This is a genomic window from Pseudomonas sp. GW822-FHT02G04 (genome assembly GCF_058802085.1).
The window spans coordinates 73614-97981 of the sequence record NZ_JBXANU010000021.1 but is presented as its reverse complement, the minus strand read 5'-3'; the positions used below and the strand labels follow the sequence as shown (position 1 = coordinate 97981).

General features: G+C 59.1%; 27 protein-coding genes, 1 tRNA gene and 1 pseudogene. 15 read left to right on the top strand and 14 right to left on the bottom strand.

The window, feature by feature from the left end:
* Positions 1–51: 51 nt before the first annotated feature.
* Positions 52–837: a sulfite exporter TauE/SafE family protein gene (locus AC1RO5_RS22950; RefSeq protein WP_493177819.1), complete on the top strand. Its 786-nt coding sequence runs from the start codon at positions 52–54 to the stop codon at positions 835–837.
* On the opposite strand, the gene AC1RO5_RS22945 is transcribed toward AC1RO5_RS22950, so the two are convergent.
* Positions 819–1214, bottom strand: a complete 396-nt coding sequence (locus tag AC1RO5_RS22945; protein ID WP_105344134.1) for a VOC family protein — start codon at positions 1212–1214, stop codon at positions 819–821. The genes AC1RO5_RS22950 and AC1RO5_RS22945 overlap by 19 nt on opposite strands.
* A 164-nt stretch (positions 1215–1378) precedes the next feature.
* On the opposite strand from AC1RO5_RS22945, the gene AC1RO5_RS22940 reads away from it, so the two are divergent.
* Positions 1379–1915: a DUF4174 domain-containing protein gene (locus AC1RO5_RS22940; protein ID WP_493177816.1), complete on the top strand. Its 537-nt coding sequence runs from the start codon at positions 1379–1381 to the stop codon at positions 1913–1915.
* A 308-nt stretch (positions 1916–2223) separates the two neighbouring features.
* Here the strand turns inward: AC1RO5_RS22940 and ampC are convergent, their stop codons facing one another.
* Positions 2224–3378 carry a class C beta-lactamase gene (gene ampC / locus AC1RO5_RS22935; protein WP_493177815.1) on the bottom strand — a complete coding sequence of 385 codons (1155 nt, stop codon included), beginning with the start codon at positions 3376–3378 and terminating at the stop codon, positions 2224–2226.
* A 160-nt stretch (positions 3379–3538) separates the two neighbouring features.
* Between ampC and AC1RO5_RS22930 the strand changes: the two genes are divergently transcribed.
* On the top strand, positions 3539–4411 hold the full coding sequence (locus AC1RO5_RS22930) for a LysR family transcriptional regulator (protein ID WP_493177813.1): 873 nt from the start codon (positions 3539–3541) through the stop codon (positions 4409–4411).
* A gap of 193 nt (positions 4412–4604) precedes the next feature.
* Here AC1RO5_RS22930 and gudD read toward each other — a convergent pair whose 3' ends face one another.
* Together gudD and AC1RO5_RS22920 are read right to left on the bottom strand one after the other, a co-directional pair.
* Positions 4605–5948, bottom strand: coding sequence for a glucarate dehydratase (gudD, locus tag AC1RO5_RS22925; RefSeq protein ID WP_493177811.1), 1344 nt, complete (start codon positions 5946–5948; stop codon positions 4605–4607).
* A gap of 23 nt (positions 5949–5971) precedes the next feature.
* A complete protein-coding gene (locus tag AC1RO5_RS22920; protein ID WP_493177810.1) occupies positions 5972–7318 on the bottom strand; it encodes an MFS transporter in 1347 nt (448 codons plus the stop codon).
* Positions 7319–7601: 283 nt separating this feature from the next.
* Between AC1RO5_RS22920 and AC1RO5_RS22915 the strand changes: the two genes are divergently transcribed.
* Positions 7602–8318 carry a FadR/GntR family transcriptional regulator gene (locus tag AC1RO5_RS22915; RefSeq protein ID WP_007940425.1) on the top strand — a complete coding sequence of 239 codons (717 nt, stop codon included), beginning with the start codon at positions 7602–7604 and terminating at the stop codon, positions 8316–8318.
* A gap of 104 nt (positions 8319–8422) precedes the next feature.
* Here the strand turns inward: AC1RO5_RS22915 and trhP are convergent, their stop codons facing one another.
* Complete coding sequence (gene trhP / locus AC1RO5_RS22910; protein ID WP_493177809.1) at positions 8423–9748, bottom strand: prephenate-dependent tRNA uridine(34) hydroxylase TrhP; 1326 nt, start codon at positions 9746–9748, stop codon at positions 8423–8425.
* A gap of 175 nt (positions 9749–9923) precedes the next feature.
* Here trhP and AC1RO5_RS22905 point away from each other — a divergent pair, with 175 nt between their 5' ends.
* Positions 9924–10985, top strand: a complete 1062-nt coding sequence (locus AC1RO5_RS22905; protein ID WP_493177807.1) for an AI-2E family transporter — start codon at positions 9924–9926, stop codon at positions 10983–10985.
* Here the strand turns inward: AC1RO5_RS22905 and AC1RO5_RS22900 are convergent.
* From AC1RO5_RS22900 to AC1RO5_RS22890, 3 genes are all read right to left on the bottom strand, one after another.
* Positions 10982–11164 (bottom strand): hypothetical protein, encoded by a 183-nt coding sequence (locus AC1RO5_RS22900; RefSeq protein ID WP_258669746.1) that lies wholly within the window; start codon positions 11162–11164, stop codon positions 10982–10984. The two genes, AC1RO5_RS22905 and AC1RO5_RS22900, sit on opposite strands and share 4 nt — an antisense overlap.
* Positions 11165–11265: 101 nt before the next feature.
* Positions 11266–11460, bottom strand: a complete 195-nt coding sequence (locus AC1RO5_RS22895) for a hypothetical protein (protein ID WP_493177805.1) — start codon at positions 11458–11460, stop codon at positions 11266–11268.
* 192 nt (positions 11461–11652) lie between these two features.
* On the bottom strand, positions 11653–12000 hold the full coding sequence (locus AC1RO5_RS22890; RefSeq protein WP_493177803.1) for a hypothetical protein: 348 nt from the start codon (positions 11998–12000) through the stop codon (positions 11653–11655).
* Positions 12001–12240: 240 nt separating this feature from the next.
* On the opposite strand from AC1RO5_RS22890, the gene AC1RO5_RS22885 reads away from it, so the two are divergent.
* The gene (locus AC1RO5_RS22885) at positions 12241–13059 is read left to right on the top strand and encodes a shikimate 5-dehydrogenase (protein ID WP_493177802.1); all 819 of its coding nucleotides are present in this window, start codon (positions 12241–12243) and stop codon (positions 13057–13059) included.
* A 198-nt stretch (positions 13060–13257) separates the two neighbouring features.
* Positions 13258–13775, top strand: a pseudogene (locus AC1RO5_RS22880) (cupin domain-containing protein).
* A 152-nt stretch (positions 13776–13927) separates the two neighbouring features.
* Here the strand turns inward: AC1RO5_RS22880 and AC1RO5_RS22875 are convergent.
* Positions 13928–14575 carry a YceH family protein gene (locus AC1RO5_RS22875; protein WP_305480573.1) on the bottom strand — a complete coding sequence of 216 codons (648 nt, stop codon included), beginning with the start codon at positions 14573–14575 and terminating at the stop codon, positions 13928–13930.
* Between the two features lie 127 nt (positions 14576–14702).
* Here AC1RO5_RS22875 and AC1RO5_RS22870 point away from each other — a divergent pair, with 127 nt between their 5' ends.
* A complete protein-coding gene (locus AC1RO5_RS22870) occupies positions 14703–15212 on the top strand; it encodes a DUF1993 domain-containing protein (protein ID WP_095633963.1) in 510 nt (169 codons plus the stop codon).
* Positions 15213–15288: 76 nt separating this feature from the next.
* On the opposite strand, the gene sstT is transcribed toward AC1RO5_RS22870, so the two are convergent.
* The gene (gene sstT / locus AC1RO5_RS22865) at positions 15289–16521 is read right to left on the bottom strand and encodes a serine/threonine transporter SstT (protein WP_493177800.1); all 1233 of its coding nucleotides are present in this window, start codon (positions 16519–16521) and stop codon (positions 15289–15291) included.
* A gap of 334 nt (positions 16522–16855) precedes the next feature.
* Here sstT and AC1RO5_RS22860 point away from each other — a divergent pair, with 334 nt between their 5' ends.
* Positions 16856–18010 carry an MFS transporter gene (locus AC1RO5_RS22860; RefSeq protein ID WP_028941214.1) on the top strand — a complete coding sequence of 385 codons (1155 nt, stop codon included), beginning with the start codon at positions 16856–16858 and terminating at the stop codon, positions 18008–18010.
* 4 nt (positions 18011–18014) lie between these two features.
* Here AC1RO5_RS22860 and nhaR read toward each other — a convergent pair whose 3' ends face one another.
* Positions 18015–18914, bottom strand: coding sequence for a transcriptional activator NhaR (gene nhaR, locus AC1RO5_RS22855; protein ID WP_018925414.1), 900 nt, complete (start codon positions 18912–18914; stop codon positions 18015–18017).
* A gap of 162 nt (positions 18915–19076) precedes the next feature.
* Here nhaR and AC1RO5_RS22850 point away from each other — a divergent pair, with 162 nt between their 5' ends.
* Both AC1RO5_RS22850 and AC1RO5_RS22845 read left to right on the top strand, forming a co-directional pair.
* Positions 19077–19319, top strand: coding sequence for a hypothetical protein (locus AC1RO5_RS22850; RefSeq protein ID WP_007940414.1), 243 nt, complete (start codon positions 19077–19079; stop codon positions 19317–19319).
* A gap of 28 nt (positions 19320–19347) precedes the next feature.
* Positions 19348–20097: a TerC family protein gene (locus tag AC1RO5_RS22845; protein WP_018925415.1), complete on the top strand. Its 750-nt coding sequence runs from the start codon at positions 19348–19350 to the stop codon at positions 20095–20097.
* Positions 20098–20220: 123 nt separating this feature from the next.
* Here the strand turns inward: AC1RO5_RS22845 and AC1RO5_RS22840 are convergent, their stop codons facing one another.
* Entirely contained in the window at positions 20221–20391 is a 171-nt protein-coding gene (locus AC1RO5_RS22840) for a hypothetical protein (protein WP_493177798.1), read from the bottom strand.
* Between the two features lie 174 nt (positions 20392–20565).
* On the opposite strand from AC1RO5_RS22840, the gene AC1RO5_RS22835 reads away from it, so the two are divergent.
* The 3 genes from AC1RO5_RS22835 (at position 20566) to AC1RO5_RS22825 (ending at position 21840) form a co-directional block, all read left to right on the top strand.
* A complete protein-coding gene (locus AC1RO5_RS22835; protein WP_493177797.1) occupies positions 20566–21294 on the top strand; it encodes a cysteine peptidase family C39 domain-containing protein in 729 nt (242 codons plus the stop codon).
* Positions 21295–21387: 93 nt separating this feature from the next.
* The gene (locus AC1RO5_RS22830) at positions 21388–21603 is read left to right on the top strand and encodes a DUF6021 family protein (protein ID WP_493177796.1); all 216 of its coding nucleotides are present in this window, start codon (positions 21388–21390) and stop codon (positions 21601–21603) included.
* Positions 21604–21615: 12 nt separating this feature from the next.
* Complete coding sequence (locus tag AC1RO5_RS22825) at positions 21616–21840, top strand: hypothetical protein (RefSeq protein ID WP_019648403.1); 225 nt, start codon at positions 21616–21618, stop codon at positions 21838–21840.
* A gap of 87 nt (positions 21841–21927) precedes the next feature.
* Here AC1RO5_RS22825 and pbpG read toward each other — a convergent pair whose 3' ends face one another.
* Together pbpG and folD are read right to left on the bottom strand one after the other, a co-directional pair.
* Positions 21928–22866, bottom strand: a complete 939-nt coding sequence (gene pbpG, locus AC1RO5_RS22820) for a D-alanyl-D-alanine endopeptidase (protein ID WP_019648404.1) — start codon at positions 22864–22866, stop codon at positions 21928–21930.
* Between the two features lie 259 nt (positions 22867–23125).
* Positions 23126–23980 carry a bifunctional methylenetetrahydrofolate dehydrogenase/methenyltetrahydrofolate cyclohydrolase FolD gene (gene folD / locus AC1RO5_RS22815; RefSeq protein ID WP_007940405.1) on the bottom strand — a complete coding sequence of 285 codons (855 nt, stop codon included), beginning with the start codon at positions 23978–23980 and terminating at the stop codon, positions 23126–23128.
* A gap of 275 nt (positions 23981–24255) precedes the next feature.
* Between folD and AC1RO5_RS22810 the strand changes: the two genes are divergently transcribed.
* Positions 24256–24332: transfer RNA gene (locus AC1RO5_RS22810), tRNA-Arg, on the top strand.
* The last annotated feature ends 36 nt before the right edge of the window (positions 24333–24368 follow it).

The following is a 24368-nucleotide window of genomic DNA, read 5'->3' as shown; positions in this document are numbered from 1 at the left end:
AAATCGCTATGCTGCGTCCGGTTTATTTCCTGCGATTTTCTGGGCGTATTAATGGAATTCGGTAATTTCGGGTTGGTCGTTGCAGGTCTGGTGGTCGGCTTTATTGTCGGCATGACCGGGGTTGGGGGCGGTTCGTTGATGACGCCGATCCTGCTGTGGTTCGGCGTTAATCCGGCCACGGCAGTGGGCACGGACTTGCTGTACGCGGCCATTACCAAATCCAGTGGTGTGCTGGTTCATCGCAAGAACAAGAACATCGACTGGGCGATCACCGGTTGGCTGACCCTCGGCAGTGTGCCGGCGGTAGCCCTGACGCTGTGGTTCCTGAGCACTTTGCAAACCTCGCCCGAGGCGATGAACGCCGTCATCAAACAGGCGCTGGGCTTCGTATTGTTCGCCACTGCGCTGGCGATTTTCTTCAAGAAACGCCTGCTCGATTTCGCTCACAAACGGGCGGGTGGCCAATACAACCCCAGCGGCTCTCGGTTGAATGTGCTGACCGTGATCACCGGCCTGGTGCTCGGTACCATGGTGGCCCTGACTTCCATCGGTGCCGGCGCCCTGGGCACCGTCGCGCTGTTCATCCTGTATCCGCTGCTGCCCACTCGTCGCCTGGTCGGCACCGAAATCGCTCACGCGGTACCCCTGACCCTGGTTGCCGGCCTGGGCCACGCGAGCATGGGCAACATGGATTGGCACGTGTTGGGCTTCTTGCTGGTCGGTTCGCTGCCAGGGATTTACCTGGGCAGCCATTTGACCGGGCGTATTTCCGACGAACTGCTGCGTCCGTGCCTGGCGACGATGCTGGTGCTGATCGGCTACAAACTGGCGTTCTGATCTGATACCGCTTCCCGAGTAAAAATCTCCAGCAGATGCCCGTCCGGGTCATCGAAATACACCCGCCGGCCACCGGCGTAATCGTTGATCTCGTTGGGCCGCTGCTTGCCGGGATCGGCCCACCATGGCTGCTTGAGCGCTTGCAGGCGAGCGAAGGCCGCATCGAAGTCGTCGTCACCAATCAAGAACGCATAGTGCTGGGAGGCGATGGGCGGGTCGTTGTTGTAGAAATCCAGCGACACCCCGTTATCGAACTTGACCACCAGCATCGGCCCGAACGGCTCGGGATCGGGCAGGCCGAGGAGGTCGGTCAGGTAGCGTGCCGAAACCTGTTTGTCACGGCACCAGACGATGGTGTGGTTCAGCTGAGCGCTCATGGAGAAACCCTCACGATGAATCAGCTATGAGATTAGCTCAGGCTGTTGCGCAATGACCGCCCTGACCTAAGCTTGGGCAAGGCGGAACACAATCGCGGTGCATCGCCCGGAACGATCACCGCGATGCGCAATCATTAGAGCGTGGATATCAAAAGGAGATGCGCATGCTCATCAGGTCTTTGACCCTGGCTACTCTGCTGGCTTTCGTCGGTCCTTCATTCGCCGCCGATGACGATTCCCCTCTGGTTAAAGACGTGGGCCGGGCTCGACCCCTGATTGTCATCGCGCCCAGTTCGGTCGACCCCGCTTGGCTCAACCTGAAAAAATCACTGGACGACTCCGCCAACCGCAAGGGCTTCACCGATCGAAACATGGTGCTGTACACCGTGATCAATACGATGGGCCAACGGGACGGCAAAGACCTCGACCCGCAATCGACGATGGCGCTGATCCGCTCGCTCAAGCTGGGCGCCGGGGCGAAGAGCAAAATCATCCTGATCGGCAAGGATGGCGAAAAGAAGCTTGAGCAGTCGGATGCAGTCGAGTTGAAAGAGATATTCAACACCGTCGACCAGCTGCCGACGGCCGAGAAGGAAGCAACGGTACCGGTGCCAGCGCCGGTGGCTGAAGTCGCACCGGCCAAAGGTGCTAAAGGCAAACCGGCGAAGCCTGCCAAACCGGCTGAGCAACCGGATGATTGAATTGCGCTGAATCCTTGTGGTGAGAGGGCTTGCCCCATTGGGCGACCTCAACAGGTCGCCCATTTTCTGCCAACGGAAATCTGAAACTTGGTGACCCATTGTGGCGAGGGAGCTTGCTCCCGCTCGGCTGCGCAGCAGTCGTAAATCCGCCATCCGGGGTCTATCTGATGCAACGCGGTGACGGTTTTGGGGCCGCTGCGCGCCCCAGCGGGAGCAAGCTCCCTCGCCACAGGTTCTGTGCCGATCCAGTCAATGATTTCCAGGCGAACCTCGCGGGCTCAGCGGCTGCTACGGGGCGTCACCCTCGGTTATTTGGCCAGCGCACTCAAAATCTGGTTAGCGATTTTGATCCGCTCCGGATTCGGGTAGTTTTTGTTGGCCAGGATCACGATGCCGATGTCCTTCGCCGGGATAAAAGCGACGTAGGCGCCGAAGCCGCCGGTTGAGCCGGTTTTGTTGATCAGCACAGTGTCGCGTTGAGGTTGTGGCGGGGTCAGCCACTGGACTTCATGGGCCTCAAACGCCATCTGCGACGAGTTGCCAGTCAGCAGTGTGTCGAGCGTCACCGGGTAGTTGTAGAGCTCCCATCCCAACCCTTGAGTCATCTCGCCAACCCGGTAATAACCGGTGTGAGTGGTGGCGATGGCTTGCTGCAAAGGTTTTTCCAGCGAAGCGGGATTCATGTTCGCCTCAACATAGCGAAGCAAATCTGCGGCGCTGGTTTTCACGCCATACGCTTCGGAATCCAGCGCCCCCGGCTCGACCCGCACAGGTTTGTCGTTCTTGTCGTAACCCCACGCGTAAAGCCCCATCTGATCCTTCGGCACCTTGAGGTAGCTGTGTTTCAGGCCGAGTTTCGGCAGCAAGGTTTTTTCCATCAGATCATCGAACGGCGCCCCCATGCTGTGGGCCGCCAGATAGCCGAACAACCCAAGGCTGGGGTTTGAATACTGGCGATGAGTGCCGGCAGCGTAAGTTGGTTTCCACTGTTTGAAATAGCCGAGCATTTTGTCCTGATGGCCTGCCTCACTGGGGAATTGCAGGGGCAGGCCGCCGGCGGTGTAGGTGCCGAGTTGCAGCACGCTGATGTTGTCGAACGCGCTGCCGCGCAAGACCGGCAGCACCTGACTGGCGTTGTCCGACAGGGACAGTTTGCCGGTCGCCTGCGCGTAAGCGGCGAGGGTGGCGGTGAAGGTTTTGCTCACCGAGCCGATCTCGAACAAGGTGTCTTCGGTGACGGCTTTGCCGTTCTCTTTTGAGGCCACGCCGTAATTAAAGTAATGCGGCTGGCCGTTGACGGTGATCGCGACCGCGACGCCGGGGATCTGCTGTTGCTGCATCACCGGTTCGACGGCGGCTTTCACGATGGTTTCGATGCGCTCGTCAGCAAAGCTGTGGCTGGCACCGAGGAGAAGTGCGAAAGCGCTGCAGGATATGAGTTTCTTCTGATTTCTTTTAGGCATGATTGAGACACTGTCCATGATTGTTCGTGGTGTTAACCGCTACACTTCGAGCGGTTTTCCAAGCCGGTCCGCTGTTGGGCGAGCCAAATCTAGGCAGTTTGGCGAAGACCGGCAAACGACGATATTTCGGATGAGCCATTAGAAAATCTTTGGAGTGGGCATGATTCGACCTCATTTGCCGCTGAATGCGCTGCGTGCTTTCGAGGCGTCGGCGCGCCATTTGAGCTTCACCCGGGCGGCGGTGGAGTTGTGCGTCACGCAGGCGGCGGTGAGTCATCAGGTCAAAAGCCTTGAGGCCCAGCTTAACGTAACCTTGTTCAAACGCCTGCCTCGCGGCCTGATGCTGACCAGCGAAGGTGAAACCCTGCTGCCGGTGTTACGCGAATCCTTCGACCGGATTGCCGAAACCCTGGGGCGTTTCGAGGGCGGGCATTTTCGTGAGGTGTTGACGGTGGGCGCCGTGGGGACGTTCGCGGTCGGTTGGCTGTTGCCGCGATTGGCGGATTTTCAGAAGAAACATCCGTACATAGATTTGCGCCTGTCGACCAATAACAACCGGGTGGACGTGGCCGCTGAAGGTCTTGATTACGCCATTCGCTTTGGCGCGGGGGCGTGGCACGGGATTGAAGCGGTGCGGTTGATCGAGGCGCCACTGTCGGTGCTCTGCGTGCCGGAGATCGCCCGGCAATTGCACACGCCAGAGGATCTGTTGCAACAAACACTGCTGCGCTCCTATCGCACGGACGAATGGCCGGAGTGGTTTCAGGCGACCGGTCTTTCGGCCCATGCCGTGCTGCCCCGGAGCATCGTCTTCGACTCGTCGCTGGCGATGATGGAGGCTGCGTTGCAAGGGGCGGGAGTGGCATTGGCGCCACCGCTGATGTTTGCCCGGCAACTGGCGGCGGGCGCAATCGAGCAACCGTTCGCCATCGGGATCACCACCGGCAGCTACTGGCTGACCCGCTTGCAGTCGCGCCCCGAAACGTCGGCGATGGCGGTGTTTAAGGATTGGTTACTGCAAGCTTCGCTTTAATACAAAAGCCTGTGGGAGCGGGCTTGTGTGGCGAGGGGGCTTGCCCCCGTTGGAGTGCGCAGCACTCCCAATGCCATCACCGGGTTATGTCTGAAAGAACCGATTAGCCATTTTTGCGACTGCTTCGCAGTCGAACGGGGGCAAGCCCCCTCGCCACACAGGCTCTCCACAGGATTGTGGTGCTATCAGAATACTACCGCACCAGGCACGGCCGCTTGTTATCGAACTTCCACCCCGGAATCAGAAACTGCATCGCCACGCTGTCATCCCGTGCGCCCAATCCCATGCCTTTGTACAGCTCATTAGCCTTGGCCAGCTGATCGACGTCCAGCTCAACCCCCAGGCCAGGTTTTTTCGGTACTTGCACGCAGCCGTCGACGATTTGCAGCGGCAACTGGGTCAGGCGCTGGCCATCCTGCCAGATCCAGTGGGTGTCGATGGCCGTGATCTCGCCCGGCGCGGCGGCCGCGACGTGGGTGAACATGGCCAGGGAAATATCGAAGTGGTTGTTGGAATGCGAACCCCAGGTCAAGCCCCATTCATGGCACATCTGCGCCACCCGCACCGAGCCCTGCATCGTCCAGAAGTGCGGGTCGGCCAAGGGAATGTCCACCGACTGCAGCTGGATCGCGTGGCCCATTTCCCGCCAGTCGGTGGCGATCATGTTGGTCGCGGTTTTCAGGCCCGTGGCCCGACGAAACTCGGCCATGACTTCACGGCCCGAGTAACCGTTTTCCGCCCCGCACGGGTCTTCGGCGTAAGCCAGAACGTGATGCTGATCCCGGCACAGGCGGATCGCTTCCTTGAGCGACCAGGCGCCATTCGGGTCGAGAGTGATGCGTGCATCGGGGAAGCGTTCGGCGAGGGCGGTGACCGCTTCGATTTCTTCGTCGCCGCTCAACACGCCGCCCTTGAGTTTGAAGTCCTTGAAGCCATAGCGGGCGTGAGCGGCGACCGCCAGGCGCACCACGGCGTCGGCGCTCATGGCTTTTTCGTGACGTACGCGGAACCAGTCATTGTCGGCATCCGGTTCATCGCGATAAGCCAGATCGGTTTCGTTGCGATCACCGACATAAAACAGGTAGCCGAGCATCTTCACTTCATCACGCTGCTGACCTTCGCCGAGTAAAGCGGCGACCGGCACGTCCAGGTGCTGGCCAAGCAAGTCGAGCAGGGCGGCTTCCAGGCCGGTGACCGCGTGAATGGTGATGCGCAGGTCGAACGTCTGTAAACCGCGACCACCGGCATCGCGATCGGCGAAGGTCTGGCGCACTTGATTGAGGATCTTCTGGTAAGTGCCGATCGGGCTGCCGACCACCAGTGCGCGCGCGTCTTCCAGGGTCTGGCGAATGCGCTCGCCACCAGGCACTTCGCCGACGCCTGTGTGGCCGGCGTTGTCCTTGAGGATCACGATATTGCGGGTGAAGAACGGGCCGTGGGCGCCGCTCAGGTTGAGCAGCATGCCATCGTGGCCGGCCACCGGCACAACCTGCATGCTGGTGATGATCGGGGCTTTTGCGGCTTCTTGTGGGTTCATTTTTTTGTCCTTTAAACCAATGTTCAAGCGTGATTCGGCGCTGGTTTGCCCAGTGCAACGGCCGGTGCGGGTTTCGGTTTATTGCGCGCGGCGAAGACGATGATTGCGGCGATGATCGAGGTGGCGGCCAGGCCGTAGAGCCCGCCCTGGATTGAACCGGTGTGCTCTTCCAGCAAACCGAAGGTGGTGGGCGCCACGAAGCCGCCGAGGTTGCCCACCGAGTTGATCAGTGCGATCACGCCGGCGGCGATCCGCGCATCCAGGTATGCCTGGGGAATCGGCCAGAACAGCGACGAAGCCGATTTGAAACCCAATGCGGCGAAGCAGATCGCAACGAACGCGAAGATCGGCCCGCCGGTGGTGGACATGAACATCCCCGCAGCAGCGATCAGCAGGGCAGTGGCGACCCAGGCTTGCTGGTGCTTCCATTTGCCCGACAGCGAGGCAAAGGCGTACATGCCGACGATCGACAGCAGCCACGGAATCGAGTTGAACAAGCCGACCTGGATGTCACTCAAATCGCCCATCTTCTTGATGATGCTCGGCAGCCAGAAGGTCGCGGCATAGATGGTCAATTGAATGAAGAAGTAGATCAGGCAGAACAGGATGATCTGGCGATCCTTGAGCAGTGTGCCCAGCGACGGTTTGATCGGCGTCGCGGCTTCGCGGGCCAGTTGTTCGTCATCGATGGCTTTGACCAGCGCGTCCTGTTCAGCCAGGGTCAACCATTTGGCGTCGTGGGGTTTGGAGTCCAGCCAGCACCAGACGAACACGCACAGCCCGACCGAGAACATGCCCTCGATGAAGTACATCCACTGCCAGCCGTGCATGCCCCAACCGTTGATTTGCAGCAGCAGCCCCGACAATGGGCCGGAGATCAGCGACGCAATCGCCGAACCGCTGAGGAAGATCGCAATCGCCTTGCCGCGGTCCACACCGGGCAACCAGCGGGTGAAGTAATAAATCACCCCGGGAAAGAATCCGGCTTCGGCCACACCGAGTAGAAACCGCAGGATGTAGAAGTGGGTTTCGTTCTGGATGAATGCCATGCAGGCGGCCACCAGGCCCCAGGTCAGCATGATGCGGGTCAGCCAGATTCGCGCGCCGACTTTTTGCAGGAGGATGTTTGAGGGGACTTCGAACAGCGCGTAACCGATGAAGAACAGACCGGCACCGAGGCCGTAGGCGGCAGCGCCAATCCCTAAGTCATGTTCCATGTGGGCGCGGACGAAGCCGATGTTCACGCGGTCGATGTAGTTGACGATGAACATGATCACGAACAGCGGCAGGACGTGGTGTTTCACTTTCGAGATGGCGGACTTCAGGACCGAATCAGCGCCATCGTGCATCCCGGGTATGGATGTATTCACTTGTTTTTCTCCCACTCGTTATTTTTATGCGGGGTGTGGCTGGATGTTGCGTTGTTGATAGACATCATACAACTGACTTTTTTGATTCGACAAGCGCTGTCGTCCAATAAAATGGCTATTTATTTGGTGGTTTCTATTCTTTTTCTGGTCGCATGTGGGGTTGTGATGGTGTTTGAATGATTAATTTGTTGAGTGTTGTCATACAAGTTGGCTATTGTTTTCTGAAGATTCCAGGCGATCCCGGTGCTACGATCCGGATAGCCCTGCTTTACGGATAATCACCATGCAAGAAGACATCGACGCACCCGCCCGCAAGCGCGCTCACAACCTGGCCCATGACCTGGTGGCCAAGCTGACCCAGAGCATCCTGCTCGGCCAGATGCTGCCCGGGGACAAGCTGCCGTCGGAGAACTCGATTGTTCAGGAGCATGGGGTCAGCCGCACGGTGGTGCGCGAGGCGATTTCGAAATTGCAGGCTTCAGGGTTGGTGGAAACCCGTCACGGCATCGGCACCTTTGTCATTGAGCGCGCGCCAGAGCAGGGGTTACGGCTGAATGTCGATACCGCGCTGGGGGTGCGCAGCATTCTGGAGCTGCGCATGGGCCTGGAAACCCAGGCCGCCGCGCTGGCCGCGGTGCGTCGCACCGATCAGCAATTGGCGCAGATGCGTGAAGCGCTGGATGACTATCAAAGCTTGCTGGCCAACAACGACAGCTGCGTCGAAGCCGACAAACGCTTCCATCTGCTGATCGCCGAAGCCACCGGCAACGTGTGCTTCACCGAGATCATGCAGCACTTGGGCAATGCGATGATTCCGCGCACCCGCGTCAATGCCGCCGAACGCGGATCAGCGGACTTGAGCAAGCTGGGGCAGCTCGCCAACCTCGAACACGAGGCGATTCTCAACGCCATCAAACGCCAGGATCCGGATGCGGCACGGGCGGCGATGTGGTTGCACCTGACCAACAGCCGCGACCGCTTTTCGGCGGGTGGCAGCTGATTCGTCAGTGTGTAGGAGCGAGGCTTGCCCGCGAATGCGATTTGTCTGACACACCGCTTTCGCGGGCAAGCCTCGCTCCTACAGGGGCTCGTCGCTCAGATTTCTTAACTCACACCAACATCGCGCATCAGCAATCCAAACCGCAAATCCACCGCATCCGGAATCGGCAAATACACCGTATGCCCATCCCCTGGCGCCACTTCTATCGTCTCGCCTTTGAGGTTCTGCAGTTGATGCAGATCGAAGTGGAAGTTGCCCTTGGGCGTCATCAGTTCCATGTGATCGCCAAGGGCAAAACGATTCTTTACCCGCACCTCGGCCAGCCGGTCACGGCGTTCGCCGGTCAACTCCCCAACGAACTGTTGGCGCTCTGAAACCGAGCTGCCGTTCTGGTAGTTCTGGTATTCGTCATGCACATGCCGGCGCAGAAAACCTTCGGTGTAGCCGCGCTGAGCGAGGGACTCCAGATCAGTCATCAAGCTGCGATCGAACACCCGGCCAGCCGCCGCATCATCAATCGCGCGGCGGTAAACCTGGGTGGTGCGCGCGCAATAGAAATGCGATTTGGTCCGGCCTTCGATCTTCAGTGAATGCACACCCATCTGCGTCAGGCGCTCGACGTGCTGGACGGCGCGCAAGTCCTTGGCGTTCATGATGTAGGTGCCGTGTTCATCCTCGAACGCCGGCATCAGTTCGCCAGGACGATTGGCCTCTTGCAACAGAAACACCTGATCGGTTGGTGTGCCGAGGCCCAGGGTCGGTTCGGGTGAGTAGTGCTGGACGATTTCACCCAGTTGATTTTCGCTGGCCGGTGTCGCCGAGTATTTCCAGCGACAGGCATTGGTGCAGCTGCCCTGATTGGCGTCACGCTTGTTCATGTAGCCCGACAACAGGCAGCGCCCGGAATAGGCCATGCACAACGCGCCGTGTACGAACACTTCCAGCTCCATCGCCGGGACGTACTGACGGATTTCGGCGATTTCTTCCAGCGACAGTTCGCGGGACAGGATGATCCGGCTCAAGCCCTGTTGCTGCCAGAACTCGACGCTGGCCCAGTTCACCGTGTTGGCTTGCACCGACAGGTGGATCGGCATCTGCGGGAAGTGCCGGCGCACCAGCATGATCAGGCCGGGATCGGACATGATCAGCGCGTCCGGCGCCATGCCGATCACCGGTTCCAGATCCTTGAGGAACGTTTTCAGCTTGGCATTGTGCGGGGCGATGTTCACCACTACATAAAAGCGCTTGCCCTGGGCCTGGGCCTCGCTGATACCGAGCGCGAGGTTGGCGTGATCGAATTCGTTATTGCGCACCCGCAGGCTGTAGCGCGGCTGGCCGGCGTATACCGCATCGGCACCGTAGGCGAAGGCATAACGCATGTTTTTCAGGGTGCCGGCAGGGGCGAGCAGTTCCGGGGGGATGAGTGGCATGGCGCAAGTCATGGCAGTGTCGATCGCAAAAGCCGGCAAGGATAAGCGGCTTGCCCGCGGGGTTTATTGATCTGGATCTATGCTTGACCAACAAACAGATGGCACTCGCGCCAACCGTGGCGGACTAAACATAAGGACGCGAATTTTCGCCTCTGCGCAATGGCATGGACCGGACATGAACGAAACCAAGCTCCAGAACACTTCGCTGATGGTCTTGCTAGCTGTGGTGACTATTGCCTTCGTCTGGATTCTGCTGCCGTTCTACGGTGCGGTGTTCTGGGCGGCCATCCTCGGCATTCTGTTTGCGCCCTTGCAGCATCAGTTGCAGCTGAGGTTCGGCTGGTCACGCAACCTGACGGCCCTGTGCACCTTGAGTCTGTGTGTGCTGATCGCGATCCTGCCGGTGATCACCATCAGTACCTTGCTGGTTCAGGAGGGCGCGGCGCTGTATGGCCGAATCGAAAGCGGCGAGCTGGACATTACCGGGCATGTATTGCAGTTCAAGCACAGCCTGCCGCCGTACGTTCAGTACTTGCTCGATCGTTTCGGCATGGGTGAGCTGAGTGGGCTTCGCGAGAAAATCATCAAGAGCATGATGCAAGGCAGTCAGTTTCTGGCGTCCCAGGCGTTCAGTTTTGGCCAGGGGACGTTCGATTTCGTGGTGAGCTTTTTCATCATGATGTATCTGCTGTTTTTCTTTCTGCGGGACGGGTCCGAACTGGCGCGCAAAGTACGTGCGGCGATACCGCTGGAAGATAACCAGAAGCGTCGCTTGCAACTCAAGTTCAATCGAGTGGTGCGGGCCACAGTGAAGGGCAGTTTGCTGGTGTCGATCACGCAAGGGGCGTTGGGCGGGTTGATTTTCTGGTTTCTGGATATCCCGAGCGTGCTGCTCTGGGCGGTGTTGATGGCATTCCTGTCGCTGTTGCCGGCGGTGGGGGCGGGCATCGTCTGGGTGCCGGTGGCAGCGTACTTTTTGCTCAGCGGTGCGATCTGGCAGGGCACGGTGCTCGCGTTGTTCGGTGTATTGGTGATCGGCCTGGTGGACAACGTGCTGCGGCCGATCCTGGTGGGCAAGGACACCAAAATGCCCGACTACCTGATTCTCATCTCGACCCTGGGTGGCCTGGCGATTTTCGGCCTGAATGGTTTTGTCATCGGCCCGTTGATTGCCGCATTGTTCATGTCGAGCTGGGCGATTTTCGTCGATACCAAACAGCGGGTTCAGCTGCCTTAAGCGCTGAGCTGGCCTGAACCGATGCGTTGCGACAGGGCCTGGGCGTCGGGAAGCGAAGTGAGCGGACCGCTGATCGGTTCGCCGTCCTGCACCAGATACCAGCAGGCGAGCAATCCCAGCGCTCTGAGTTGTGCGGGAACGGCGCTGCCGATAACGGACATAATCTGAACCTGAGCCATAAGTACCTCCATCAATCTATGGGGCTACCTTACGGATCGGACGCTTGAACGGACAATCAACGCTTTCGATAGTCGTCATTGATGCCGGTGAGTGTTGGCGGTCAGTCCACGACTTGATCGAGCATATGCATGACTTCCTGTTCATTGAGCAGGCCTTTGCGCACCAGGTTTTGCGTCAGCAGCGAGAGAAACTTGGCGCTGCGATGGCCTTCCAGGTGCTTGAGCTCGGTCAGTGCATTGTACACCTTGGTGGATGTGCACAAGCCGACAATGCGGTGCGGGTTTTGTGTGGGCATGGCGTCGTCCTTGTTTTTATCAAACTGTTGTTTATGGACAGATCAAGCTTGCGGGCCTGTGATGACATAAATATGACCAACTTTACCTGCCGGTACTGTCCCGACAGCGACCTTGACGAGATTTATTCAGACTCCGCTCGCCCTGCGGCCACAAAAAAGGCCCCGCTGTTGAGGCGGGGCCTGATGAGTCTGTTACCAGCGGTCGTCACGGTAATAACCATGGGGATGGCCATAGTAGCCGCGTGGTGGACCGTAATAAATCGGTGCCGGGCGGTAGTACATCGGTTGTTGGACGTAGACCGGCGCCGGTTGATAGTAGACAGGCGGTGGCTGTACGTACACCGGTTGAGGTTGAACATAAACCGGTTGTTCTACATACACCGGCCGGTCGCGACCGATAATTGCCGAGCCGATGATTGCCGAGCCGACGATCGCACCAAACACAGCCGGACCTTCCCAGCCACGACCACCTGCTTCTGCCTGCCCTGCGATAGCGAGAGCACCGATCAGCAAGGCTACTGTGGGGATTTTACGGATCATGATAAGTCCTCGGTTCTTCGACCCGGCGCTCGCGTCTGCAATAGACGCAAGTTGTCGCGGGGATACTTCTAAGACAGCGTTTTTTTGAAAATCAGCACAGCCGTTGGGTAAATTTTGTGTAAGGTCTGTACCGGTTTCTTTACGGTGCTGTCTGGTACAGACGTACCCTTATGATCGACCACAATCGGGTGGAATTGTTAATTCCGTCCATCTGAAAGTGCTATTGAAGGAGAGATTCGGATGCAGATGAACCCCAACAAAGACACCCAGCTGTGCATGTCACTCTCGGGGCGCCCCGGCAATTTCGGCCTGCGGTTTCACAATCATCTGTACGAACAACTGGGACTGAATTTTTACTACAAGGCTTTCAGCAGCCAGGACCTGACGGGCGCGGTCAGCGGCATTCGTGCGTTGGGCATTCGGGGTTGCGGCGTGTCGATGCCGTTCAAGGAGGCCTGTATCGCGCTGGTCGATGAGCTGGATGCATCGGCTGAGGCTATTCAATCGATCAACACTATCGTCAACACCAACGGCCACCTCAAGGCCTACAACACTGATTACATCGCCGTCGCCCAGTTGCTTGAAACCCACCAGGTGCCCAAGGATTCGACCTTTGCCTTGCGCGGCAGCGGCGGCATGGCCAAGGCCGTGGCCAGTGCCTTGCGCGATGGCGGCTACAAAAACGGCCTGATCGTGGCCCGCAACGAACGCGCCGGGCGTGCCCTGGCCGAATCGCTGGATTACCAATGGCAGGCGGAACTGGGCGCTCAACGCCCGCAGATGCTGATCAACGTCACGCCAATCGGCATGACCGGCGGCCCGGAAGCCGATCAACTGGCGTTCGCCCCTGAAGCCATCGCTGCTGCCGAAACTGTCTTCGATGTGGTGGCGATCCCCTCGGAAACACCGCTGATCGTGCGCGCTCGTGCCGAAGGCAAACGGGTGATCACCGGGCTGGAAGTGATTGCCATCCAGGCGCTGGAACAGTTCGTGTTGTACACCGGCGTGCGGCCGACCGATGAGCAGTTTCAGAAGGCCGTGGCGTTTGCCCGGAGCTGATCATTCCCAAATGTGTTGGCTGTACTGGCCCCTTCGCGGGCAAGCCACGCTCCTACAGGTCCTGCGCTGACCTTGTGGGAGCGTGGCTTGCCCGCGATTGCCGCGACTCGGTCACCCGCCATTGCCGCGAAAATCCCGGCCTATACTGCTCGCCAGCAAGCGAAGACTTGCTCTCCCGTCACCGTGACCGAGGTTCTCATGCATCCCGCCATTCTCAACCTGGATCAGGTCGAACTTGTACCGCTGCCCGAAGGTTTTGCACCCACCGGTGAAGCCGCCAACCGCTATCAGCAACGCCAGGCCCGCATCGGCCAGCAACTGGGCGCGCAAAAGCTGGGTTATCGGTTGTATGCCCTGGAGCCTGGCATGCGCGGCAGTCCGTTTCATAGCCATCGTGTCAACGAGGAGATGTTCTACATCGTGGCCGGAGAGGGGAGGTTCGCCTTGGCGCCGAACGCTTCCCGATTCGCGCCGGGGACGTGATCGCCTGCCCCGCGGGCGGTCCTGAAACCGCGCACCAGATCATCAACAACAGCCAGGGCGAGTTGCGCTATCTGGCGGTCAGCAGCCAGCAATCACCGGACATTTGTGAATACCCGGACTCCGGCAAATACGTGGTGATGGACGACTTCAAGGTCGATGCCAAGGGCAATGCGTCAGGCTTCGTTGCCGTCGCGAGGCAGGCCGATGGCGTGGATTATTGGGACGGGGAGTAGCATTTCAGACTGTGGCGAGGGAGCTTGCTCCCGTTCGGCTGCGAAGCAGTCGCAAGTCCGGCAAACTCGGTGTGCTGACTGCTTTGGGGCCGCTTCGCGACCCAGCGGGAGCAAGCTCCCTCGCCACAGGGAGCTCGGCACATCGGGAACGGTTATTCGAGGCGCGCCAGGCGTTCTTCCAGCGCCGCGATCCGCGCTTCAAGTTCTTCGATTCGCTCAACCGACACACCGCTGCTGGCGCCGCGTTCCACCGGGTTCTGCCGGGCCGCCAGGATCGCTTCGATATCCGCCGGATCACCCAGCGCATGCATGTAACGATCTTCGCGCTGGCCGGCCTGGCGCGGGATCAACAGCGCCAGGCCTCGGGCGATCAAGCGCTCCAGTTGATGCACCACCTGCTCGGCATCTTCGAAGTCATGCATGCGGCCGCTGCGGGTCAGCAGTTCGTTGACCGTCTGCGGACCGCGCAGGAACAACAGCCCCGTCAGAATCACCTGGGCCGGCACCAGTTCCAGCGCCTTGTCGACCCGATGTTCCCAGCGGTCGGCACGGCTGCCCATCACCAGTCGGGTGAAGCCACGACCTTCAAGGGCCCGCAGGCTCTGGCCGACCTGGCCCTGGCTGAGGTTCATCACCGGTTCGCGGCTGGTTTTCTGGTTGCAGGCAATCACCAGGGCATTGAGGGTCAGCGGATAGGTTTCCGGGCTGGTGGCCTGTTTCTCGATCAACGAGCCCAGAATGCGGATTTCCGTGCTGTTGAGCCGCGGTTCGTCGAAGGTCGTCTCTTGTTCAGTGCTCATCGCGCTTTTCCCTAGGCAGTCGAGCCGCCTAGCCTAATCCTTGCTGGATAAAAGACAAGTCGCAGGGCGCGCCGGCATGGCTATAATCGCTCCACGTTTTTTACTCCTGTCACCACACGAGACTGCCATGACTATTTCCCTGTACGCCGCTTCCGTTCCGGTTTTCCAGCAAATGCTCAACGCCCTGAGCAACAACCTGAGCAAGGCAGAAGCCCACGCCACTGCGAAAAACATCGACCCGAACGCGTTCCTGCAGGCCCGTCTGTACCCGGACATGTTCCCGCTGGTGCGTCAGGTGCAGATCGCCGTTGATTTCGCCAAGGGTGTTTCGGCGCGTCTGGCTGAAGTCGAACTGCCGAAATACGACGACACAGAAACCACCTTCGCCGAACTGCAAGCATTGATCGCCAAGGTCCTGGCCTTCATCGGCGAGATCAAACCCGAGCAAATCAACGGCAAGGAAGGCATCGAAATCGTGACCCGTCCAGGCACCCCTAAAGAGAAGCGCTTCACTGGCCAGGCTTACCTGCTGAGCTACGGTCTGCCGCAGTTCTTCTTCCACGTCACCACTGCTTACGCGCTGCTGCGTCACAACGGTGTGGAAGTGGGCAAGCGCGATTACATGGGCGCGTTCTAAACCACCCAGGTACAAAAAAGCCCGCCAAGGTGTAAGCCTCCGCGGGCTTTTTCGTTTTGCCCTTCGTAGGTGCGTTTTACGCCAAACGCTGCGCCTTCAACTCTTCACCCTGGCACGCCGCCGCGGTGAACAGCACATCGGTGGAGGAGTTCAGCGCGGTTTCCGCCGAGTCCTGCAACACACCGATGATGAAGCCGACCGCCACCACCTGCATGGCGATTTCGCTCGGGATGCCGAACAGGCTGCACGCCAGCGGAATCAGCAGCAACGAACCGCCAGCCACGCCCGAAGCGCCACAGGCACAGATCGCCGCGACGATGCTGAGCAGAATGGCCGTCGGAATATCCACGGCGATGCCCAGGGTATGCACGGCGGCCAGGGTCAGTACGGTGATGGTGATCGAGGCGCCGGCCATGTTGATGGTCGCGCCGAGCGGGATCGATACCGAATAGGTGTCTTCGTGCAGGCCCAGGCGTTTACTCAATTCCAGGTTGACCGGAATGTTCGCTGCCGAACTGCGGGTGAAGAACGCGGTGATGCCGCTCTCGCGCAAGCAAGTGAGGACCAGCGGATACGGGTTGCGACGCAGCTTCCAGAACACGATGGCCGGGTTCATCACCAGCGCCACGAACAGCATGCAGCCCAGCAGCACCGCCAGTAGGTGCATGTAACCGATCAACGCGCCGAAACCGGAAGTGGCGAGGGTCGAAGCCACCAGACCGAAGATCCCCAGCGGCGCAAAACGGATCACCAGACGCACGATCAATGTCACGCCATTGGACAGGTCGCCCAGTACTTCGCGCGTCGTCTCGCCGGCATGGCGGATCGCAACGCCCATGCCGATCGCCCACGCCAGAATGCCAATGAAGTTGGCGTTCATCAGTGCGCTGACCGGGTTATCAACCACGCTGAGTAGCAGGCTTTGCAGCACTTCGCTGATGCCGCCCGGCGCGGTTACCGCAACGTCCTGGGTCGACAGCACCAGGCTCGACGGAAACAACGTACTGGCGATCACCGCCACCACGGCTGCGGCGAAGGTGCCCAGCAGATACAGGAACAGAATTGGCCGGATATGAGTTTCCTGGCCGTGCTTGTGGTTGGCAATCGAAGCCATGACCAGCACGAACACCAGAATCGGTGCAACAGCCTTGAGCGCCGACACGAATACTTTGCCGATGAAGGCGGTGGATTTGGCCACCTCAGGCGCGAACAGGGCCAGGGCAATCCCGGCGATCAGGCCGATGATGATTTGCGTGACCAGGCTGCTATGTTTCAGGCGTTGAAAAAGAGAAGGGGATGAAGCGGTCATAACGGTATCTCTGATTTTATTAGGGTGCAGGGTTCCTTGGCTCATACAGCAAAAAGCCGGGCAGGCCACATGGAGGGAACCGAAGGGGTCGCCACATCAATGCCAATCAATGGCCGATGAGCAAGGTGTCAATCTCGCGGGTCGCGGACTTTATCACAGCGTAGCTGCGATCCTTCAGACCTGTGACGATCTGCCACCCGATTGTTCAACGCGATTTGCAGGTTCGTGCAACTTCGTTTGGAAACACTCTGTTAAGCTTCGCCATCCTCATTTTCATGTTCTGCCAGTGGGCCTTCGGGCTGTCGCTGGTGTCGTCGTTTTCCTGGAGTTCTGCATGCTGTTGCCCATTCTTCTGTTGTCTGCCGCCGGTTTCACGGTGCTGACCACGGAATTCATCATCGTCGGCCTGTTGCCGGCAATCGCTCGTGACCTGGACGTCAGCATCCCTCAAGCGGGTTTGCTGGTGACCCTGTTTGCGTTCACCGTGGCCGCGTTCGGGCCGTTCCTGACGGCGTATTTCGCAAGGTTTGAACGACGCAAGCTGTTCATCAGCGTGCTGATCATGTTTGGCCTGGCCAACACACTGGCGGCATTTGCACCGAACATTTGGGTGATGGCCATTGCCCGGTTGATTCCGGCGCTGGGGTTGCCGGTGTTCTGGGCGTTGGCCAGTGAAACCGCGGTGGACATCGTCGGGCCGGACTACGCCGGGCGGGCGATTGCCAAGATCGGTTTCGGCATCGTTTGCGCCACGGTGTTCGGCATTCCGGTCGGCACGTTGATATCCGATGCATTCGGCTGGCGCAGTGCTTTCGGCATTCTGGCGGTGATCGCGTTTGCCAAGGCGCTGCTGCTGTTTATCTACCTGCCGAAAACCAGCTTGCACCAGCATCAGGTGAGTTTCCGTTCGCAGTTCAAGATCCTGCGTAGCCCGCTGATGCTGGGTCATGTACTGCTGTCGATCCTGGTGTTCAGCGGCATGTTCACCGCCTACACCTACCTGGCCGACATTCTTGAGCGCCTCGCCGGTTTCAACGGCACGGTGGTCGGCTGGTGCCTGATGGGCTTCGGCGCGGTCGGGCTGATCGGCAACTCGCTGGGCGGCCGCGCGGTGGATCGTCACCCGCTGATCGCTTCTGTGACGTTTTGCGCGTTCATGATTGCCGGCATGGTGACGCTGGTGCCGAACATTCATTCGCCGCTGGGGCTGGCGGCGGCGATGGGGATTTGGGGCGTGACCCAGGCTGCGTTGTTCCTGGTCAGTCATGTGCGTTTGATGAAGGCTGCGCCTGAAGCGCCGGCCTTTGCGGCGTCGTTGAACATTGCCGGGGCCAACCTCGGGATCGGCCTGGGCGCCATGGTCGGTGGCCGGGTGATCGACAGTGTGGGCCTGGGCGGACTGGGTTTTGCCGCAGCCGGTTTTATCCTGGTTTCGATTCTCCTGGCCATGGCGCTGATGACCTTCAAGCCTCGCGAAATCTGCGCCTGAGGCTTCACATCTCGGTGAACAGCTCGCGTCGGGCACCTTCGGTAATGGCGACAATGCCGGGGTGCTTGACCTTGCGTTCCACCGAAATGGCGTAGAACGACTCGCGCACCGCGTCGGTCTGGCCGATCAACTCCACGCCGCATTGGCGTTTCACCTCGTCGGCAATCACACTCGGGCCGATGAAAATCCCGCTGCCGGATTGGCCGAAAGCCTGCATCAAAGCGCTGTCGTCGAACTCGCCGACGATTCGCGGCTGGATCTGCTGTTCGGCAAACCAGCGTTGCAGGCGACTGCGCACCACGGTTTCCGGCCCGGGAATCAACAACGGGGCGCCGTGCAGGCTGCGGGGGAAATCCTGGCCGTATCGCGCCGTCAGTTCAGCTGTGGCGAAGAAGCTGATACCGCATTCACCGAGCTTCTGGCTGTAGCCCTTGATGTCCAGGTGCGAGGGCATCGGGCTGTCGGAAATCACCAGGTCGAGGCGTTGAATCGCCAGGTCGGCGAGCAAACGTTCCAGTTTGTCTTCGCGGCAGGTGATGCGTAGCGGCTCGCTCAGCTCCATGGTAGGCGCGATCAGGCGATAGACGATGGATTTGGGCACCACATCGGCGACTCCCACCCGAAACAGAATCTGTTGCTCATTGGGCTGCGCCCGCAGCATCAGTTCCAGCTCGCCCCCGAGTTGAAACATCTGCTCGGCGTAGGGCAGGGTCTGACGCCCGGCTTCAGTGAGTTCCAGCTGCCGACCGACCCGGCGAAACAATTCGATGCCATAGGTTTGTTCGAGCAGGGAAATCTGCCCGCTGATGGTCTGTGGCGTCAGGTTCAGCTGCTCGCAGGCGCGCACGATGCTGCCGGTCTTGGCCACCACCCAGAAATAATGCAGTTGTCGGTAATTCAGCATTGTTTTATGCCCCCCCAACGCATGGCGATTGGGTATGGATTCGTAAAAACCGAAGTATAACCGCTGAAAATACGAATTTTCCTGAAGTATTTGCTTCCTTAGAATGCCTCGCTATCGACGGATCGCCTTTCGGGTTCTGTCTGTTCTATCGAGGAAAGCATCATGAAGCTTAAAACCACCGCGCTGCTGATCACCTCTTTACTGGTGTTGGCCGGTTGCGACCAGGCCGAGAAAAGTGCTCAGCAATTGATGGGCAAGGCTGCCGAAAGCGCCAAACAGGCGATTGACGATACCCACAAAGCCGCCGAACAAGCGTTGAGCGAGGCCACGAGTGGCCTGATCAGCAAGAAAGAACAACCGGCCAAAGAGACGGGCAAAACCGACTCTTCGTCCCAGGAAATCTAAACCGTCTACAACGAGTCAGGACTGACCCATGGAATACCTTTTAGAACTTGCTGCTAGCCCCACTGCCTGGGTCGCCCTGGCCACGTTGGTGGTGATGGAAATCGTGCTCGGCATCGATAACCTGATCTTCATCTCGATCCTCACCAACAAGCTGCCCGAACAGCATCGCCAGAAGGCGCGGCGCATCGGTATCGGCATGGCGTTGATCCTGCGCCTGGCGCTGTTGAGCACCATCGCGTTCATCGTCCAGTTGACTGAGCCGGTGATCGATATACTCGGCCACGCGTTCTCCTGGAAGGACATGATCCTGATCGCCGGCGGCCTGTTCCTGTTGTGGAAGGCGACCACCGAGATCCATCACAGCATGGACCCGTCGCCGGAAGATCCGACGTCGGCTACCTCGACTGTGACCCTGGGCTTTGCCGCCGCAATCGGTCAGATCCTGATGCTGGACATGGTGTTCTCCATCGACAGCATCATTACCGCTGTCGGCATGACCGAGCATTTGCCGATCATGATCATCGCGGTGGTGGTGTCGGTCCTGGTGATGTTGCTGGCCGCTGACCCGCTGGCCAAGTTCATCAACGACAACCCGACGGTGGTGATGCTGGCGCTGGGCTTCCTGATCATGATCGGCATGACGCTGATCGCCGAAGGTTTCGGCGCCCACGTACCGAAAGGCTATGTCTACGCGGCCATGGCGTTCTCGGCGACAATCGAAGGCTTGAACATGCTGTCGCGACGGGCCAAACAGAGGCGCGTAGCCGCAGAAGCTTAATCGCCGATAAACGAAACGGCCGCCTGAACTCGCTGTAGGAGCCAGCGGTGCGGCGATCCGACTTGCCGGCGAAGGCGTTCTCGAGGGCGCCTTCGCCGGCAAGCCTGGCTCCTACATGTCCAGTCAGTGCGCGGTGGCGGGGCGTGTAGCCGGTTTATCGGTTTTTGCCACGGGCGCTGATTGAGCCGGGTGGTGATGGTGCCGGCGGGTAATGCGCAAAACGCCCCACAACATGGCGGCGGCCACTGCCAGCCAGCCGGAAATCAACATCAAAATGGTCATTGTCAGGCTCATCAGTGCCGCCTCCTCTTTGCCCTGCAGCGGGCGCACACTCTTCCTTGGTAGATGACAGTCTAGCCGCTGCTGTGTTTCAGGCTATTGACCAAAGGTCGCCTGTCATCAACCGGTTCGCTCTATCAAATGCAATCAACTGCCGGTTAAGGCTATACCGCTGCCGCGCGGCATCCTATGATCGACGGCCAAGCCGGCTGCGTGATCGCCTGGCGTCTGAACAAGAGAGTGATGATGGTGCGGGTATTTTCTCGAATTCGATCTTTGGCACTGATCGTTGGCTGTGTTGCCGGCCTGGCTGGCTGCGCGGGGAGCGTGGCGCCTGAGATCAAGCGTCTGCCGGAGCGTGTCGAACTCAGTGGTACGTTCTACCGTGGGCAAAGTTATCAAAGCGGGCCTCAAGTGCTGGCCAGCCTGTTGTCCCAACAGGACATCGTGATAACTCCGGGGCTGCTCGAAAAGCCCCTGAATTTACCGGGTGCCGAAGACCGGTTGCAACAGAACATGCAAAACCTCGCCCGCGAATACGGAATGGTGGTCTATCCCCTCGACAGCCAATTGCCGGCATTGCTGACCCAGGTCGCGGCCGGTTATCCGGTGATGGTGCGCATCACCGAAGGCTTGGCGTTCTGGGCCGGACCGCGATACGCCATTCTTGCCGGGTACAACCGTCAGAAGCAGACCGTATTGCTGCGCACCGGGATGGATCGTCGGCTGCTGATGGGGTTTAGCGCCTTTGAGTCGGCGCTCGAGAATGCCGGCGGTTGGGCCGTTTTGATCCAGAAGCCGGACCAGATTCCGGCCAACGTCGATCAGCAGCGTTGGCTGAAAGCGGCGAACGATCTTGCTCAGTCAGGTCAGGAGCAAGCGGCAGCCAAGGCGAAGAAGGCGCTGACCGCGCAGTAGTTTCCGCTCGTCATCTGGAAGGCACGACTCAGCGTTTTTGGTCTCTTATGTAAAGGGTCCGGGTTTTCGCCGGGTCGTGACCAGGAGGCGTCCATGGCTCATCCCAATACCCCCGTCGGCCCGCATTCGTCCGAGCATTCGTCCGATAATGAGTTGGGGTTCGATCCCGACTCTCCGGACGTTGCCGATCCTCAGGTCGACCCCATCGGACCTGCCAGGGCGCCCAGGGATATAAAGCCGGGTGAGGAGGGCAAGAAGAAGCCGGCCAAGCCTTACGACCCGCTCGGTAATCTGAGACCCAAGTCTTAGTGAGAGGTGCATATGTCTACCGATTCGAGCTTTGATGACAAACATCCGGATCCTCCCGACAGTGTTCCGACAACCCTCGAACCGGACGTGGACCCAGTGATGGATCCGGACAGTCCGTTAAGGGACCCCTTGGCCAGGCCGACGGTGGTGCCGACGAAGCATCCACAGGGCTGGAGAGACCCGAGTGCCGGGGATGGCATTCCGGATGACGATCAGATGCCGTTGCCCAATGATTGACCGCCGGACGAAAACCGCCCGCCAACAAACCGCCCGCCAACAAAAAGCCCCGATTATTCGGGGCTTTCGTTGGCGGGTGTTTCGACCTTATTTCGAGGCTTCAACCACACCGCTCTGGCGATGTTTGAGGTTCTTCTCTGACTTGTATTGCAGGGCGACGGACGGCACGTTGGTGCTCTTGCCGGTTTCGACCCAGCTACGAATCCGTGTCGCATCGGCAAAGTGCGTGTACTTGCCGAAGGCATCGAGAATCACCAGCGCAACCGGACGGTTGCCCATGCTGGTCACCAGCACCAGGCAGTGACCGGCCTCGTTGGTAAAACCGGTTTTCGTCAGCTTGATGTCCCAGTTCGGCTTGTTGATCAAATGGTCGGTGTTGTGGAACCCCAGGCTGTAGTTGGGTTTACGGAAACTGACGGTTTTTTCCTTGGTGGTGCTCAGCTCGGTCAATAGCGGGTACTTGTGCGCGGCGATCAGCAGTTTGCTCAGGTCGCGGGCGGTGGACACGTTACGCGGGGAGAGGCCCGTCGGTTCGACGAAGTGGGTACTGGTCATGCCCAGCGCCTTGGCTTTGGCGTTCATGGCGGCAATGAACGCGACATAACCGCCCGGATAGTGATGCGCCAGCGTCGCGGCGGCACGGTTTTCCGATGACATCAGGGCGATCAGCAGCATCTCGCGGCGCGACAATTCGCTTTTGAGTTTGACCCGGGAAAACACGCCCTTCATTTCCGGGGTGTCGCTGATGTTGACGGGAATGTATTCGTCCATGTTCTGCCGCGCTTCCACGACCACCAGGCCGGTCATCAGTTTGCTGACAGAGGCGATGGGTACGACGACATCAGGGTTGCTGGCATAAATGACTTTGTTGGTTTGCAGATCCATCAGCAAAGCGCTGCCGGACGCGATCTTCAGTTGTGAATTGTCTCGTGGTGCCGCGGTGGTTTCACCGGCGTTGACCGTTGGCGTGATGAAAGTTCCTGTAACTGCAAAAACTAGGCTCAGGATGGAAAGACGGATTTTCACGCTGGCAGACTCATAAAGGGTGGATATGCCGTTCTGTAACGGGCTGTTTCTTAAAAACGTCGCATTTTAGGAGTATGTGCCAGGAAAGCCATAGGCGCCTGTAAGACAGGGGGTAAAAGTGAAGAATATTTAATGCGGTGGCCCTTTTTCAGCCATCCGGTCTTGCTGTTTTGCGATGGTGGTCGAGCTTTTCTACAGGCAAAAAGAACCCCGCGATGGACGGGGTTCTTTATATGCGACGCTGGGTGCGAACGTGAACTCAGCTGTGCAGTGTTTCGGCAGCGTACAGCGTGTTTTCCAGCAGGCAGGCGCGGGTCATCGGGCCGACGCCACCCGGTACCGGCGTGATCCAGCCGGCGCGGGCCAGGGCAGATTCGTAAGTCACGTCGCCGACCAGTTTGCCGTCTTCCTGGCGGTTGATGCCGACGTCGATCACGATCGCGCCTTCCTTGATCCACTCACCTTTGACCAGGCCCGGCTTGCCGGCGGCAACCACCACCAGATCGGCGCGACCGACGTGGCCGGCCAGATCCTTGGTGAAACGGTGGGTGACGGTCACGGTGCAACCGGCCAGCAGCAGCTCCATCGCCATCGGACGGCCAACAATGTTGGACGCTCCGACAATGACCGCGTCCATGCCGTAAAGATCGGCACCGGTGCTTTCCAGCAAGGTCATGATGCCTTTGGGCGTGCATGGGCGCAGCAGCGGAATGCGCTGGGCCAGACGACCGACGTTATAAGGGTGGAAACCGTCGACGTCCTTGTCGGGACGAATGCGTTCCAGCAATTTGGAGGCGTCCAGGTGTTCAGGTAGAGGCAGTTGCAGCAGAACGCCGTCGATCGCCGGGTCGTCGTTCAGGCGATCGATCAGATCGGTCAGCGCTGCTTGAGTGGTGTCGGCAGGCAGGTCATAGGCTTGGGAAAGGAAGCCGACCTCTTCACAGTCTTTACGCTTGTGCGAGACATAAACCTGAGAGGCGGGATCGCTGCCGACCAGGATCACCGCGAGGCCGGGCGTGCGCAGGCCTTGCTGGCGACGCTCGGCGACTCGTTGGGCGATCTGCTGGCGCAGGCTGGCGGCGATCGATTTGCCGTCGATTAGTTGTGCAGTCATTGCGCGTGATTAACCATCGAGAGGGGAAAAAAAGAGTGCGCATTCTCGCATGTCATGAGGTGAGGGCAAAGGCGCTTGGTCTGCAAATTCCCCTAACTCCTTTAATTAAATGAATTTTTTTTAAAAAGGATTTGACGACCTTCGGGGGGCTCTATACTATTCGTCGCACTTGTCGGGCACAGCCTAGCACTGGTTAAGAAGGTCGAGCGGAGTTACGGTTCCGCAAGACTGAAAAGCACTTAGTTTGTAGTCCTTCAAGGGTACAGATTAACAAGGCGCCCGTAGCTCAGCTGGATAGAGCATCCGCCTTCTAAGCGGATGGTCGCAGGTTCGAGTCCTGCCGGGTGCGCCATTAGGCAGCATTGGCACAAGTAGCGCGATATGGTGG